This is a genomic window from Paenibacillus sp. FSL M7-0420 (assembly GCF_038002345.1).
Taxonomy (GTDB): Bacteria; Bacillota; Bacilli; order Paenibacillales; family Paenibacillaceae; genus Paenibacillus_AQ.
Map to the genome: position 1 here is coordinate 492776 of NZ_JBBOCJ010000001.1, position 14738 is coordinate 507513.

At 51.5% G+C, this 14738-nt stretch carries 14 protein-coding genes; 9 read left to right on the forward strand and 5 right to left on the reverse strand.

The genetic code is table 11. The features are described from left to right. Positions 1-3: 3 nt before the first annotated feature. Complete coding sequence (locus MKX51_RS02165; protein WP_340991032.1) at positions 4-2160, reverse strand: sensor histidine kinase; 2157 nt, start codon at positions 2158-2160, stop codon at positions 4-6. A 340-nt stretch (positions 2161-2500) separates the two neighbouring features. Here MKX51_RS02165 and MKX51_RS02170 point away from each other — a divergent pair, with 340 nt between their 5' ends. From MKX51_RS02170 to MKX51_RS02180, 3 genes are all read left to right on the forward strand, one after another. Continuing rightward, the gene (locus tag MKX51_RS02170) at positions 2501-3520 is read left to right on the forward strand and encodes a carbohydrate-binding protein (RefSeq protein WP_340944253.1); all 1020 of its coding nucleotides are present in this window, start codon (positions 2501-2503) and stop codon (positions 3518-3520) included. A gap of 392 nt (positions 3521-3912) precedes the next feature. Next, a complete protein-coding gene (locus MKX51_RS02175; protein ID WP_340991033.1) occupies positions 3913-4875 on the forward strand; it encodes a helix-turn-helix transcriptional regulator in 963 nt (320 codons plus the stop codon). Positions 4876-4901: 26 nt separating this feature from the next. Next, positions 4902-5390 (forward strand): hypothetical protein, encoded by a 489-nt coding sequence (locus MKX51_RS02180; RefSeq protein WP_340991034.1) that lies wholly within the window; start codon positions 4902-4904, stop codon positions 5388-5390. A 3-nt stretch (positions 5391-5393) separates the two neighbouring features. On the opposite strand, the gene MKX51_RS02185 is transcribed toward MKX51_RS02180, so the two are convergent. Then, the gene (locus MKX51_RS02185) at positions 5394-6134 is read right to left on the reverse strand and encodes a class I SAM-dependent methyltransferase (protein ID WP_340991035.1); all 741 of its coding nucleotides are present in this window, start codon (positions 6132-6134) and stop codon (positions 5394-5396) included. A gap of 205 nt (positions 6135-6339) precedes the next feature. On the opposite strand from MKX51_RS02185, the gene MKX51_RS02190 reads away from it, so the two are divergent. From MKX51_RS02190 to MKX51_RS02215, 6 genes are all read left to right on the forward strand, one after another. Next, positions 6340-6957, forward strand: a complete 618-nt coding sequence (locus MKX51_RS02190; RefSeq protein ID WP_340991036.1) for a type 1 glutamine amidotransferase family protein — start codon at positions 6340-6342, stop codon at positions 6955-6957. Positions 6958-6972: 15 nt separating this feature from the next. Then, a complete protein-coding gene (locus MKX51_RS02195) occupies positions 6973-7503 on the forward strand; it encodes a VOC family protein (RefSeq protein ID WP_340944246.1) in 531 nt (176 codons plus the stop codon). Positions 7504-7944: 441 nt separating this feature from the next. Continuing rightward, a complete protein-coding gene (locus tag MKX51_RS02200; RefSeq protein ID WP_340991037.1) occupies positions 7945-8220 on the forward strand; it encodes a hypothetical protein in 276 nt (91 codons plus the stop codon). Between the two features lie 169 nt (positions 8221-8389). Continuing rightward, positions 8390-9631 (forward strand): trypsin-like serine protease, encoded by a 1242-nt coding sequence (locus tag MKX51_RS02205; protein WP_340991038.1) that lies wholly within the window; start codon positions 8390-8392, stop codon positions 9629-9631. A 30-nt stretch (positions 9632-9661) separates the two neighbouring features. Next, the gene (locus MKX51_RS02210) at positions 9662-10438 is read left to right on the forward strand and encodes a hypothetical protein (RefSeq protein WP_340991039.1); all 777 of its coding nucleotides are present in this window, start codon (positions 9662-9664) and stop codon (positions 10436-10438) included. Between the two features lie 89 nt (positions 10439-10527). After that, a complete protein-coding gene (locus MKX51_RS02215) occupies positions 10528-11052 on the forward strand; it encodes an RNA polymerase sigma factor (RefSeq protein WP_340995470.1) in 525 nt (174 codons plus the stop codon). A 116-nt stretch (positions 11053-11168) separates the two neighbouring features. On the opposite strand, the gene MKX51_RS02220 is transcribed toward MKX51_RS02215, so the two are convergent. The 3 genes from MKX51_RS02220 to MKX51_RS02230 form a co-directional block, all read right to left on the reverse strand. Then, positions 11169-12047 carry a carbohydrate ABC transporter permease gene (locus MKX51_RS02220; protein WP_340991040.1) on the reverse strand — a complete coding sequence of 293 codons (879 nt, stop codon included), beginning with the start codon at positions 12045-12047 and terminating at the stop codon, positions 11169-11171. A 54-nt stretch (positions 12048-12101) separates the two neighbouring features. Next, positions 12102-12986, reverse strand: coding sequence for a carbohydrate ABC transporter permease (locus MKX51_RS02225; RefSeq protein ID WP_340991041.1), 885 nt, complete (start codon positions 12984-12986; stop codon positions 12102-12104). Between the two features lie 83 nt (positions 12987-13069). Further along, on the reverse strand, positions 13070-14368 hold the full coding sequence (locus tag MKX51_RS02230; protein WP_340991042.1) for an ABC transporter substrate-binding protein: 1299 nt from the start codon (positions 14366-14368) through the stop codon (positions 13070-13072). Positions 14369-14738 lie beyond the last annotated feature (370 nt).

The window sequence follows — 14738 nt, forward strand, 5'->3', positions numbered from 1 at the left end:
TTGTCACTCTCCTGCTTCCTGAATCAATGGCAATATGACCTGGAAAATCGACCCGGTCTTCCCGTCACTCTCCGCCCTCACACTCCCGCCATGCGCTTGTACAATTTCCCTGCATATCGCCAGCCCCAGCCCGCTGCCATCTACGCCCATGTCCAGCCCCGGCCGGTCCACCCGGTAATTACGGTCGAAAATCTGCTCCAGCTGCTCTGGAGGAATACCCATGCCGGAGTCCTGCACGCTGATGACCGCACAACGCTTATCGTTCATCTCATCCACAGCTAAGGCAAGACGCACCAACCCGCCGGCAGGAGTGAACTTCATCGCATTCGACACCAGATTGAACAGCGCCTGCTCTAATCGTTGTGTATCGATCCGGGCAACGGGCAGGTTAGCGCTTGAAGCTGCTGTATCCCCGATGTCCAGATCGAAATCCAGCCCCGCATCCCGCACCACCAGCTCATATTGTTCATAGAAGCCGCGCAGGAACTGAGTCACCTGAACAGGCTCCATCCGGTATTCCACCTGCCCTGTCTCCAGATGGGACAAGAAACTCAGCTCCCCGATCATCCGGTTGATCCTTATCGTGTTATCGCGGATATACTGCAAATACTGTTCATTGCGCTCCGGCTTCACCCTATCCATCACTGCCTCGACATAACCCAGCATACTGGACAGCGGCATGCGCAGATCATGCGTAATGTAGGCCAGCAGCTTCTTCCGGCCTTCCTCGGAGTGCAGTAACCGCTCATACGACAGGCGGAGATCCTCGTGGGCTGCGGATAAGGCATGGGTGCGCTCCAGCACGAGCTGCTCCAGATTGGCATTCATCCCGGTGAGCTTGAGATTGGCTTCCTGCAGCTCCCGGGCAATCCGTTCTTCATTCGTTGCTGCCCTTGTGAATCTGGAGGAGAGCAGCAGCATCTGGGCGACCGTGAAGATAAGCAGTCCGAATGGCGAGCTGTTCTCAATGGGCGACCATTCGTTGTAATACAGGAAATCGTTGGTCACCGTAGCCAGAGCCACCACCGACACCAGCAGGAAGCTCAGCGCTCCCTCCATCCGCCGCAAGGCCGCATGAGCCAGCCCCACCATCAGATACACCATATGGAGCACCACGACCACACCGATCAGCAGCAGCATCCGGGAATAGACGAGGGCAGGGGTCACCACAACCACCAGACAGAGTGCGCCGGTGACGATCCGGCTGCCATAGCGGAACCAACGCGACACGTAATCCGGGAAAATGCATTCAAAATACATCGTGATCATCCACCCGCCAAGGCATAGGATCAGATACTCGAGCTTGAACTGCAATTCCCACGGAAAATGAGGCAGCCACTGGGTTAACATAAGCTCACCGTTCAGCAGGGAGCGGATAGAGAACATCACAGTGAACAGACCGAAGTATAGCGGTGCCCGGTCTTTACGCCGCAGCATGAACAGCAGCAGATGATACACGCCGATCACCAGCAGGCTGGCCGTGATGAACATATCCGCAGCAATCCTCAGATGAGTCCGGACCGTTAACACATTACTGCCGCCCAGCTCAATATTCTTAGTGATGCCGCCCCGCTTATGATGGAAGTTCGCGACCTGCATCACCAGCTCCACCGTGTCGCCTTCAGGCTGGAAGAACACCAGCTTCGTCGCCAGATGCGGCGTCATGCCCTCCTTGTCCTGATCCACCACACCGACCTCAGCCAGCAGCTCTCCATTCACCCACAATTTATACGCATTAAAAATAGTAGGCAGCCGCAGAGCCAGCCGCTCCTTACGATCCTGCTCGCTAAGCTGGATCACTAGCCGGAAGGTGGCATAGCCTTCGCTCTTCAGCGCTTGACCGTCCAGCGGGTAGCCCAGCCAGGAGCCGGGGATGTTGATATACCGGTCCCGGTCTGATTCCCCGCCTGCCATCCGGCTTCGTATATCCTCGGGCGAGAGCAGCTTGTGCCAATAGAAGGCCCATTCTCCCTGTAACTTCAGCGGATTCATACGGATAGAGGTATGCGTTAGATCCAGAAGGCCTTCCTTGCTTCGGGGCTTGGGAGCATCCGGCGTTGTAGACAAGAGAGCATAGCTTGCGATCAGCCCGATAACCACAACCACAGCGATATGTAACCAGATTTTACGAGAACCGGACCTTAGTATACCCCTCATCATGAAGCCGACCCCAATCTACAAGATTCGTCATTCTTAAGCTCATTGCCTTAATGATAGCATCATTGCCGAAAATTGTGTGAAATTGCACGATGTAAAGTTCTCTTCTCTTTCATGAACAGGCTAAATTGCTGTGTAGAATGCCAAGCATGGAAGCGGATATGTCGAAAATTGTAAGCTACTACGGTTGATTCGAAAAATACAAAAATGCTGGAATGAATTAGAAAATCGGTAATAAAATATAGTACCCTGATAGTGGCCCCGTAAAGTAACTGAGTAAGCATCGAAGCCATAGCACTTTGTGGGGTTATTCTATGGGAAACGATCTAAGGAGGCTTGGCTATTGTATAAGAAAGTTTCAGTCAGAGCTGTATCCCTAATGGCCGTGATGGTAATGCTGTTGTCCGTGTTCTTCACCGCCTTACCGAATGCAAATGCAGCCGCGAGAGGAGCGTGGTCGCCGAACACGGCCTATGCGGTGAATGACACCGTAACCTATGGCGGAGGTACATATACCTGTCTTCAGGCGCATACGTCCCTGACCGGCTGGGAGCCGCCGAATGTTCCTGCACTATGGAAAAGCGGCAGCACCACCACACCAACGCCCACGCCCACAACGCCACCAGCTACGAACGGAGCCATCTTCTATGCAGACAGGGACTATGGCGGCAAGGCCGTCACCCTGGGAACAGGCAATTATGTGCTGTCCCAGCTGAACAATGCGGGCATTCCGAATGACTGGATGTCCTCGCTCAAGGTGCCCAGCGGCTGGACGGTGGAGGTGTATGCGGACGATAATTTTGGCGGCACGAAGTGGACCTATACATCAAGCTCCTCCTGGGTCGGCGACAGTGTGAATGACAAGATGTCTTCGGTCAAAATCTACACCGGTTCACCGCCCGCAACCGGCGTCACCCGCCCCTCCGAGGTGCCCAGCCAGATCTGGACGTATGCCATGAATGTGGACAATAAATTCGGAAAAGGCGGGGATTTCGCACTACTACTGAGCGCAGTCATCAAGAAGGAGAGTAGCTTCGGAGCAGGTCTGCCGGGCAGCCCATCCGCCGGTGACGGATTGATGCAGGTTGAACCGAATACACGTGCCGCGTATGCCTCCCAATTCAGCGCCAAATTCGGCCGCACGTATAATCACAGCAGCGAACAGGATCAGGTAGCCTTAGGCGGACTGATTCTTGATGAGAAGATCGCAAGATTCGGCAACATCTACAACGGACTCTTACACTACAACGGGGGCGACAACTGGTATCCAGGCGCCACCGATTCCTACGGCCGCCCGATCCTGGCGGATCAATATGCCAATGCTGTATACGGGACGTATAAGGGGTATGGAGGGAAGAACTAAGGGAGTACCTCTCTTTTATAAAAAAGGAAAAAGACGCTCGGGGCTCCCGCAGCGTCTTTGTTATTGTAAGGAAATTGTGATTTTTTTCTGTTGTAACACTTTTAAAGAAATCCTGCAAAAATTGCAGCAATACTGCTCAATAGAAGGGGGCTTTGCTGAAATCCTGCACGAAATGCAACAAAGTCAGCGATAACCTGCTCTCTGCACCGGAATTTATGCAAAACATGCAACAATGTACCCGCAGCTAGTGATAGCTATAGAAAAATCCTGCAAAATGTGCAACAATGCTTTTGCCCTTAGAAAGGAAATAAGACGCCCGAGGGATTCACCAGCTTATGATATACTTGGGGGTGAATGTCAGAACGATATCAAGATGAACGAGGACTTCCAATATGCCCAAAAAAGATAATCTTTTAGCCATCCTATGGATGCTGAATACCGGCGCCAAGCTGACAGCGGGGCAGATCGCCGAACGGCTGGAGCTTAATATCCGCACCGTGTACCGCTATATCGATGCCCTCTGTGCCAGCGGGGTGCCGATTATCGCAGACTCCGGCCATAATGGCGGCTACCGCCTGCTGAACCATTTCATTAAAGCCCCGCTGTTGTTCGACCTGGAGGAGAAAAAAGCGCTGCTTCATGCCGCTGAGTTCGCCAAGGAAGCCGGATACCCGGGGAGTGAGGCTTTAGACCATGCTGCCTCGAAGTTGAGGCTGTATAACAACCCGGAGCAGGAGCGCACGCTCAGCCATCAGTTAGCGGGATTTGAGGTGGCCGGGCGCAAGGCACCGCCTGCGGTTCAATCTGTGCTCGCGGAATTAGAGCAAGCCATAGCAAGGGAATACCCGGTAGAGACCGACTACCGCACCGGGCGGGAGGAACAGGCCAAGCGCAGAACAATTGACCCCTATGGCGTCGTGTACTGGAACAACAAATGGTACACCGTAGGCTTTTGCCATCTGAAGCAGGAGATCCGCAGCTTCCGGGCTGACCGGATGCTCACTATCCAGCCGGCACCGGGACACTTCAAGCGCCCCGAAGCCTTCTCGGCCCGTGACTTCTTCCTGCAGAAGATGCTGCCTGATCTGCCAGGCAAGGGGACGTTAACCACCGTAGTCATCGCGGGCCGGGCGGAGGCCCTGGACGACCTCTGTCTTCATTGGTATTTCGCCCATCATCTGCAGAAGCGAACCCCCGGCCAAGCTATTTTCATGCTCGAAGAATGGGCTATACAGCATTTTGTTCCGCACTTCCTTTTATCATATGGAAAGTCCATTCAAATCACCGGGCCGCAGAGCCTCAAAGACAGGGCTGCTGCGGTTGCAGCGGACTTGGCGGAGTATTACCGGGGGTGACGGTGTAAACAAGGAGGGTGACCTTTATGCGTAACCGGAAGGTTTTTTTAACACTGAGAATTCTATTAGCAGCCATTCCTATCTTCCTGTTGATCCAAAATTATGGTACCACCATTCGGATCTGGCTCAATCCTGTAACCACAACGTTAGGGCAGCTGGTTACTGCCTTACCTGACAAGGAGATTACTACACTGATATTCCTGCCCGGAAATGATGCGGAGAGCGAATTCAAGATTAAGGGTGATGATCATCTTAGCGGCCTGCTGAACCGGCTCTCCAGCCTGCAAGTGAAGGAAAAAATAAAAAGTGACCCAAAAGGAACTGATCCGTTCGACTCGATATGGTTAGACGTTCAGGGAAGCCTAAGAGTAATTCTGGATGTCTCCGAAGACAGGGATGAGCTGCTTTTGCTGAAAATTAGCAAGGATAACACAACGACCCGCTGGTATTCCGTCCTGAACCAAGAGGAGATGGAGCAGATCATGAGCTTAATTATGGCAAAAAGAACAGATTGAAGATTACAATTTCTTACATACGCTGATAAGGAGCGGGGAGGAGGGGGTGAACGGTGTTCGATCCCAGTCCGCATACTGGTGCTCGATACGAAATCCGTAACGGGTCAGTAACTCTGTCAGCGCAGCGTGTGTTGTAAACCGGCAGTCGATCCGCGACTCCGTCCGCTTATAGCCCCAATCGCGAAAGGTTACCCAGTGCATGATAGAACGTTCCGCATCGTAGGTCTGTGTGCCCGATACCTTGACTACGTTGCCGTCTGAATCGATGAATTGCCCCCAAGCCGTCTCCCCTTCATCAGACAGGTCAGTTCCTGCGGGATTGCGCGTCTCGAAGATCAGTCGTCCTCCGGGCTCCAGATGATGGTAGACGGTACGGAGCAAGGCAGCCTGATCCTCATCACTCACAAAAGCCTGAAACGCATTCCCCGTTAAATAAATCATGGCAAACCGCTTATCGGAGCGGAAGGTTCGCGCATCGGCTTCGATGAACTCTACGGGCAAGTTCCCGGCCTTCATCCGCGCATAAGCCAGCATAGAGGAAGCAATATCAACGCCAGTCATTGCTATTCCCGCTTGAGCCAGCGGCAGAGTCGTCAATCCGGTTCCGCAAGCCAGCTCCAAAACCTCTCCGGTAGACGCCTTGGCCCACTCCAGATAGAACTGATATTTTCGTGTCTCCCCGCTGAACTCCAGATCATAGTTGACCGGATCACGGTACTCTTCCAGATTGTTGTGCGCAGTCATTGCCATCTCCTCCTTGCCAACACAATATAAATGCATAAAGGTAAGATAGCATAGCTGTTCATAGGCGGGAATGGAACTGTTGATTATAGCTGTTTTTTATTGATAGGATGGAAAGGAAATATGTTCAGCTTACATAGCTTCACTGACAGCAGTTGTCAGTGAAGCTATTTTATTATAGAGATAGTCATAGAGAGAGGAGCTACACATGAAACATACCGTATATCTATATGTGTTCGACACCATGGCCGATTGGGAGATTGGATACTTAACGGCCGAACTGAATTCGGGAAGGTACTATAAGGAGGGGGTGGCCCCGTCTGCAATAGTTACTGTTGCCAATGAGAAGACGCTTGTCACTACAATGGGCGGACTGACAATCATGCCTGACATCACGGTGGATGAGTGCAGCATAGCAAGCGCAGATGCCTTGATTCTGCCCGGCGGAAATACATGGACCGAAGCCATCCACAAGCCTATCCTAGGGCTCGCTGAGCGATGTATACAGGAGGGTATATTAGTTGCAGCCATCTGCGGAGCCACCATGGGACTGGCCCAGGCCGGCCTGCTGAATTCACGCCCGCATACAAGCAATGACCTGGAGTATCTCCGGATGGTCTGTCCTGCGTATACCGGCGGGGACTTTTACCAGATGCAGTCTGCTGTAACGGATGGCAAGCTGATCACCGCCTCCGGCATCGCTCCGTTGGAATTCACTGTGCATGTCTTGAAAGCCATGGATGTAATGGCCCCAGACAAATTGAAGGCCTGGTATAGTCTCTACAAGACCCAGGAAGCGAAGTATTTCTATGAGTTGATGAACTAAAGGAGGCATAACTTAATGACAAGCAAAGAGCATATGGGAGTATCGGGCCAATATACGGATAAGGGGAGACCCAACGGATTCACAACCATTACCCCATTCATAGCAGTAAATCATCCTTCTGAGGCGATAGAGTTCTATACAGCTGTTTTCGGTGCGAAGGTCAACTATATTACGGAATATCCCGGTGCTAACGGGGAGGCTATTATTGCTCATGCGGAACTGGATTTCGGCAATGGCCGCTTACAGCTGGGGGCAGCGAATCCGGCATATCATCTGGTCCTGCCGCCAGAGGGTGACAATGCATGTTATTCTCTGGGAATCTACGTAATGAATGTCGATCAGGTCGTAGACAATGCGGCAGCAAGAGGAGCAACGGTTAGAGAGCCGGTGGCAAGCTTCGTTTCAGGCGATAGATTCGGAAGCATCCTGGACCCCTTCGGCGTCAGATGGTCAGTGATGACCCGGATTGAGGACTTGTCCGACGAAGAGAGCAGCCGGAGGGTAGCGGAGTGGGCGGAAGCAGGGCTTAAGGGTGGGAAGGAGTAAGGGAATAGCTTGAAACGGGAAGCGAATAGGAAGTTTGGAATGCCCTCTCTTGATGGAGAGGGTTTTTCTGTTGCCACCTGGAATAAGACTGAAGCAACGGTTGTCTGAAGGAAGGATGGATTTGATTATATTCGTTTTTTATTGATAGGATGGAAATGAAGTTTATTTGGGGGGACTATCGAATTCCTGCGATCCAGGTCTCGGTAGTGTCGTTATATGAAGGGAAGGAGCTGCCTTTCCGATGTGTACTGGAGAAGGTTAATCACCTAAGTAAGGTGCTGTTGCAATATGTGGATGTAGTGAAAGGCGAAGAAATCCATGAGATCGTGTCAGAGGCAGCAAAGGACAATAGTGTGGAGTCAGACAACAACTTATATAAGCTTATGGTGTATTCCAAGAGAATCATAGGTTGAAATGCTGAAGAGGAAGGAGTTGAACAGAATGGACACCCATAACTGTAACCTGAATATCTGGGCACATCTGCCGGATGAGATATGGACGAAGGTTGCTGATATATATGAGTCTATGCTAGGTTGGATGGGCTATACAGACGGAATTCCCTATTGGTTCGGGCAGGAAGCGGATGAGAGTTTCATAACGGCCTCCGTTGAACCTAGCGGGTTATTGTTCTATGCCCAGATGGAGCAGAGCCAGTGGGATGCATGGATTGGAAGGTTCAAGGCTTACGGTGGGGGAGCCGGAGGATGGCGATTTTAATTATTAAAAGTAAAATTATTCAAAAATGTGTTACATTTAGTCGACTAATGCGTCGTATAGTAATAGACAGCATGAGCCATTTCGACGAATAACGCTATTACTGATAACCGAAGGGAGGATGCGCATCACTGTATTGAAGGGCAAAACTTATGAAGAGAGGATGAGTTTGTTGAAAAAGAACTTCCGCTATTTTCTAGGCCTCATGCTCGTATTATTAATGATTCCAATGAGTGTCGCTGCTTCTAGTGCTGATCGAAATGCTGACTTGACCCATACTGTACCGAAAGCTATTATACAAGCGATGGAATTGCAGGAGCCGGCCCTTCGAGCCTATCAGAATCTCTGGGACAGTTTCGATAAAGATGAACTAGGTACACCGGTGTATCCCGAACATTATGCAGGGGAATATGTCAGCGGCGATAAACTGGTGATTATGTTAGTAGATCCTTCCGAAGAGCTGAAAGAAGAGTATATGAAGCGTGCACAGGATAGTGATCATGTTATATTTGAAAGCGCTTCATACTCTCTGGATTATTTGAATAGTCTAGATCAAGTCGTGAAACAGCTGGAGGAGCAGAATTATAGCATCGGAAGCTACGGTGTGGACCGGAAGGCTAATGTGTTCTTTGTCTCAGTGATTGAAGAAGACTACAATAAGCTTATGAGTGAGCAGCCCCAGACTCTCCAAAAGACAACAGAGAGCTTGCCTGTCCGTATCGAGCCAGGAACGTCTAATACGAGTACCGCCCAATTATGGGGAGGAGACCGGATTACCAATGAAGATAATGGCGCTGGATTAAGTGTCGGCATAGGCGGCAGTTATGGGGGCAGCAATGCCATTCTGACGGCTGGACACAGCAATGAGAAGGTAGGCTTCTTATCTACAAGATATCCTTATATTCAGTATTCGGGAACACGGACAGGACAGGTTAGCTATCAGCGTGCGAACCGAACAAACGGTGCAACTGGTGTAGATTCGCTGGGCGATTTTGCGATGGTGAAGTTAACCGGGAGTGATACGGCGACGAACAAAGTGTATGGAAGTGTGTCCATAACCGGGACCTATTCATCGGTTCCTGTGGGAACCACGATCTATAAATACGGTGCAACAACCGGATATTCTTGGGGGACTGTGACACAAGCGAGCATAAACGTTATCTACTCCGATGGCCTGTTTAATACCTATTATGTGAATGGCCTGTATCAGTCTCTGATGCAGAACTCATCCGGTACCGATGCCGTTGCCGGGGGAGACAGCGGAGGACCGGTATATATGAAGGATGGAAGTGCGAACAAGCTGCATGGCATTGTAACAGCCAGAAGCAATCCTACGAGCGGGCCTGCTAAGATCATGTATTCCACCCCGATTTATTATGCGGAGCATGCCGGCTTCACCGTCAAGACTAACTAGTTATACAGTACCCATAAGGAGGATAATGACATGTCTGTTCCCTCAGTCTCTAAGCCATTCCTGTGGTGGTGCACCGTGTTGACGGTCATTATCCTCTTGTGTGTTATTGTCTACCGGACAGGGGCCGCATGGTATCACAATCACCAGTTACGCAAAGACTTCTCAGCTGCGGTACCAGCCAGTCCCTATCAGCAAGGCACTCCGCTGGAGCAGATGGATCTGGGCGCGTATAGCTCTTATTTTCCCGGCATATCTGGAGAGCCTGAATATTCATTAACACACCGTATAGAAGCGCCTGTGTCTCTGAAGTATTATACTGAGATTCCAACTGACGAAACAGCTGTCGCCTTGGAAATCCCCAAAGGGACGATGATTGAGGCAATTCCGGAGGATACACAGGGGTCTTCATTCTATGAGTTAGGGTACGGGTATACCAGCTATCCTACGTATGGGAAGGGGTGGCGGTATGTCCGGCCGTTCAAGACGGCAGAGGCGGCAAGTCCTGGACTGGGCGAGGAGTATTACTATATTAAAATAGACCACTTAGAGGCTGTATTGGACGCGGCGATTCGGGCAAATAAGCCTTTTCGCGCGGCGGTACGTCAGCAGCATTGGGCCCTGAACCAGGGGACACATACCTTCGCACGGCTTATTGACGAGGCACTATATCAGAATGGAGCCTACCTGTCACCGGATCTGTTCTACAGGATCTTGGACCGCTGGAATCTCATGCTGCTGGGGGCAACGGCGATAGTTACGGTGGTGCTGCTAAGAACGGGGGCAGGGTTCCCGCGGGCTCGTAGATAGCAGTGCCTATAGGGGGATGATATGAGGAGGGGTTACCAATTTCGCTTCGCGTTCTGCATACCCGTGAACCCGATGATGATACAACATTCCTGAAGGATCTATACGATAGCCACTATCCATTAATGAGGAAGAAAGCTTATACCATCCTTAAGGATCAGGAGGTCATTGAGGATGTCATTCAAGAAGCTTTCATCCGGCTGATTCCCAAGACCGCCTTGTTACGCACCTTGAACGGCTGCAAAGTTACCACTTATGTCGTCAACACCATTAAGCATTATTGTTATGACCATATCCGAAGGCGCGCCCGCCGTTCCAGGAAGGTCTACACCGGCTTGAACAACGATGTAGCGGAGCAAATCCCTGATCCCGCAGCCGCGACAGAAGAGAACTACATCCAGGCTGAAGCAGTAGGAGCGCTAGAGAGAGCCATGCTGCAACTGTCTGAACGCGACCGCAATCTGCTCTACTTCAAATACAAGCTGGAACTGCGCGACCCGCAGATCGGGGAGCTCCTGAACCTCCCGCCCCAGCACGTGCGCCAATATATCTCCAGAGCCAGAGGGCGGGTGCTGCGGGTTCTAAGGGAGGAGGGGGTTGGCTACCAAATTCGTTAGCTGCAAGATAGCCCCTTCGGGCAGCATAGACTTGGAATCTCATGAGGTCATGGTTCCGGTTACGTCTGCTGAAGGGGCTTTTTGTTGTTATTGTGAATGACATTACTGCCAGCCGCTTATTTCAGCGCCCCTTCGGTCAAGCCGGCCACAATGTAGCGGTGGAAGAAGAGGTAGACAATAATCATCGGGAGCGTAATCATCGCCAGTGCGGAGAACAGCAGCTTATAGTCGGTCATATAGCGGCTGGAGAAGGCCAGCAGACCTACCGGAATCGTCTTCAGGGAGTCGTCCTGGATGTACAGCATGGCCAGCAGCAGCTCATTCCAGGCATTCAGCGCAGAGAAGATCCCCACGGTGGCCATATTCGGAACCAAGAGCGGAAGAATGATTCTGCCGTACATCCGCCAGTCGCCGCAGCCGTCAATCCGGGCAGCCTCCAGCAGCTCCTTCGGGATCGAGTCCAAATACGCCTTAAGCAGGAAGATGGCCAGCGGAAGTCCGGTACCGATATAAGGGAGAATTAACCCCATATAAGAATCCTTCAGATTCAGTTGCTCAAAAATATAGCTCTGCGCAATGAAAAAGGATTGCAGCGGCATGAACAGTCCGAAGACGAACAGCAGCATCAGCAGGCTGCTGCCGTGGAAGCGCAGCTTGCTGAAGGCGAAGGCTGCGAGACTGGCGAAGAGCAGAATGCCCGCAACGGTGACCGAGGTGACAATTACACTGTTGCTGGCGTAGGTGCTCATATTGCCGACTGTCCAGGCTTTGGACCAGTTCTGCAGATTAATCTGTTCCGGCAGCGCGAACGGAGAGGAGAAGATCTCCCGGTTCTCCCGGAAGGAAGAGAGAATAAGCCAGAGGATCGGGTAGGCATAGAAGCAGGAAATGACGATCATGAACAGATAATACAGGATATGCGGGAACGGTCTGCGGCGGGCGGCTTCCCCGCTGTTATAGGATTTTTTCTTGATATCCAGGGCTGTGGTCGTCAAGGGATACACCTCACTTTCTCATAATGTCAGAGTCTGCATGCTCCGGGTTCCCCGCTAATACTCCAGGACACCGTCGTCCTTCTTCTTCATTTTGCCGGCCACCAGCCCGATCACCGCGATTACAATCGTCATAATGACGGCCAGCGCGGAGCCGTAGCCGATGCTCATATGGGTGAAGACGACCTTGACCAGATAGGTGGTTACGATCTCGGTTGAATTGTACGGTCCGCCGTTAGTCATTACATAGAACAGATCGAAGGACTGGAAGCCGGTGAGCACACACAGCATGATGCCTGTCTCCACCAGATTGCGGATCATGGGGATTTTGATCTTGAAGAAGATCTGTGCTTCCCCTGCGCCGTCCAGATAGGCCGATTCGTAGACTTCTTTGGAGATGCGCTGGATTCCGGAATAGAAGATGGTCATATAAAAGCCTGCATACACCCAGCCGGAGACGATACAGATGGCATAAAGCGCGGTATCGGGGTTGCCCAGCCAGATACGGGTCCAGTTCTCCAGGCCGATTTTCTCCAGCAGGATATTAATGAGGCCGAAATCGGAATTATAGACGAACTTCCACAGGTAGGAGACGACAATCATCGGCAGCATGACGGGTACGAAGAAGGCGAGCCGGAAGAGTCCGCTGCCCTTGCGGCCCATCGTGATTAAGCCTGCGAGTCCGAGTCCGGCAATGACCTCAACCAGGACCGTAGCAACAATATAGATAAGCGTGTGTCCGTAGGAGTTAATGTAGATCTGGTCCTGAAAAGCGCGGATATAATTGTCGAAGCCGGTGAAATGCATCGTGCCGATCCCGTTCCAGTCGTAGAAGCTGAAGACGAAGGTCATCAGCACGGGGACCAGAACAACGAAGCCAAACAGCAGGAGGGCGGGAGAGATGAACAGGTAGGGAGAGAGCTTATTGCTTCGGCCGGACATGGGGCCACCTCCAATTCTTGATGTACAAGGTAGTACATAATTTCCGTTCTCGGGATGAAGCCGCCTTGCGGGCGGCTTCACCGTTATTTTTTCAGAGGGGCGATGGTGGTCTCCAGCTCAGCCAGAGCAGCTTCAGGGGACTCAGCGCCTCCGATCACCTTAGAGGTGGCCATATTAAGCGCGTTGGCGACCTCAATGGAATAGCCGGTATCGGGCGGCGACACAAGCACCGGGGCATTCTCCATCAGATCGTTCAACTCCAGCGAGAGCGGAAGCATGGTCTCCTTGTCGATCCCGTCCTTGGTAATCGGCACAGCCCCGGCGTCTGAGAGCTTCTTCGAGGATTCGGGGGAGCTGTAGAGCTTCATGAATTCAATGGCTTCGTCGATCAGCTTGGAGTTCTTATTGACCACCATTCCGTTCAACACGCCGATTACGCTCTCCTGATTGCCCTTGCCGTCCGGCATGGCCGGTGTATTGAAGTAGCCTAGCTCAAGGTCGGGCGTTTCTTCCACAGCGGTCGCAGCCAGCCAGCTGCCGATCGGATGCATGGCACCGCTGCCGTTCAGGAACAGCATATCCGCTTCACTGTCGCTTGCGGCACTAATGTTCTCATTAATATAGCCCTTATCCCAGAGCTCCTTCACGTAACCATAGGCTTTGACGAAATCAGGGGAATTGAACGGTTGCTTGAGCTGCATGGCCTCACTGTAGGCATCCTCGCCCGCAACACGTGAGAGGATATGGGCGACCCAGTTGCCTGCTGTCCACAGATCGGAGTTGCCGATGACGAGCGGGGTGATGCCTGCCTGCTTAATAGTCTCGCATACCTTCAGGAATTCCTCCCAGGTGGCTGGCGGCTGAAGGCCCAGATCGTTGAACATCTTTTTATTGTAAAAGATTACGTTCGTCACATCGCCCGCAGTAGGAATCATATACGTCTTGCCGTCGATCACCATCCCATTGAAGGTACCTTCGGCGAACATATCCTTCAGTCCTGAGCTCTCAAGCTGTCCGGTAATATCTGCGGCATAACCATCCGTGACTCGGGTCTGCAGACGCTGTCCGGCCCATTCGAAGTACAGGTCAGGAGCGTTCTTGCCGCTTAGCAGATTGGGCAATCCGATCGTCTGATACGTGTCATCGTCCTGATAGTTGAATTCCACCTTAATCCCCTGATGCTGTGCCTCGAACTCCTTGCCGATCGTCTCCCAGACCTTGATCAAGCCTTCGCCGGGCGAGCCCATAGCAATCCGGAGGGTATCCTGTTTAGCACCGGACCCGCCGTTATTGGCTGAGCTGTCATTAGAGGCTGCAGAAGAGCAGCCCGTCAAGGCGGTAACCAGCATCGTTGAGACCAGTGCAATATTCCTTTTGTTCATTCGTTCATCGCTCCTTCGATTTGTATGGGCCAATAAGCTGATGCGACTACGCGATTCCCTCTTCACCCTGCTCTCCCTTTCGTCTTCACACTCCCGTATGTAATATTACTTAACTCAATAGAGTGAGGTATTCCCGATTTGGTCTAAGATTTGTGCGGAATAAGTAATTTGTAGTAACAATATAGTTTTCATTATTAAGTATAGCCAAGGACCTGTCAATTGTTTTTTTTAGGCGAAAAGACAGAGAAAATTCATATTTAACAGAAAGTGAACAGGGTAGAACTCTTCCTGCGTAAAAATTTGTAAGCGTAAACAATGTTGATATTACAAGGAAATATACGATGTTATGGGAGGATGTGGAAAATGGAGG

What these genes read in the sequence shown, in the direction of transcription:
- MKX51_RS02200 (WP_340991037.1), top strand. Translation starts at nt 7,945, where the DNA reads ATGGACACCCATAACTGTAACCTGAATATCTGGGCACATCTGCCGGAT.
- MKX51_RS02175 (WP_340991033.1), top strand. Translation starts at nt 3,913, where the DNA reads ATGCCCAAAAAAGATAATCTTTTAGCCATCCTATGGATGCTGAATACC.
- MKX51_RS02230 (WP_340991042.1), bottom strand. Translation starts at nt 14,368, where the DNA reads ATGAACAAAAGGAATATTGCACTGGTCTCAACGATGCTGGTTACCGCC.
- MKX51_RS02210 (WP_340991039.1), top strand. Translation starts at nt 9,662, where the DNA reads ATGTCTGTTCCCTCAGTCTCTAAGCCATTCCTGTGGTGGTGCACCGTG.
- MKX51_RS02185 (WP_340991035.1), bottom strand. Translation starts at nt 6,134, where the DNA reads ATGACTGCGCACAACAATCTGGAAGAGTACCGTGATCCGGTCAACTAT.
- MKX51_RS02165 (WP_340991032.1), bottom strand. Translation starts at nt 2,160, where the DNA reads ATGATGAGGGGTATACTAAGGTCCGGTTCTCGTAAAATCTGGTTACAT.
- MKX51_RS02195 (WP_340944246.1), top strand. Translation starts at nt 6,973, where the DNA reads ATGACAAGCAAAGAGCATATGGGAGTATCGGGCCAATATACGGATAAG.
- MKX51_RS02180 (WP_340991034.1), top strand. Translation starts at nt 4,902, where the DNA reads ATGCGTAACCGGAAGGTTTTTTTAACACTGAGAATTCTATTAGCAGCC.
- MKX51_RS02225 (WP_340991041.1), bottom strand. Translation starts at nt 12,986, where the DNA reads ATGTCCGGCCGAAGCAATAAGCTCTCTCCCTACCTGTTCATCTCTCCC.
- MKX51_RS02190 (WP_340991036.1), top strand. Translation starts at nt 6,340, where the DNA reads ATGAAACATACCGTATATCTATATGTGTTCGACACCATGGCCGATTGG.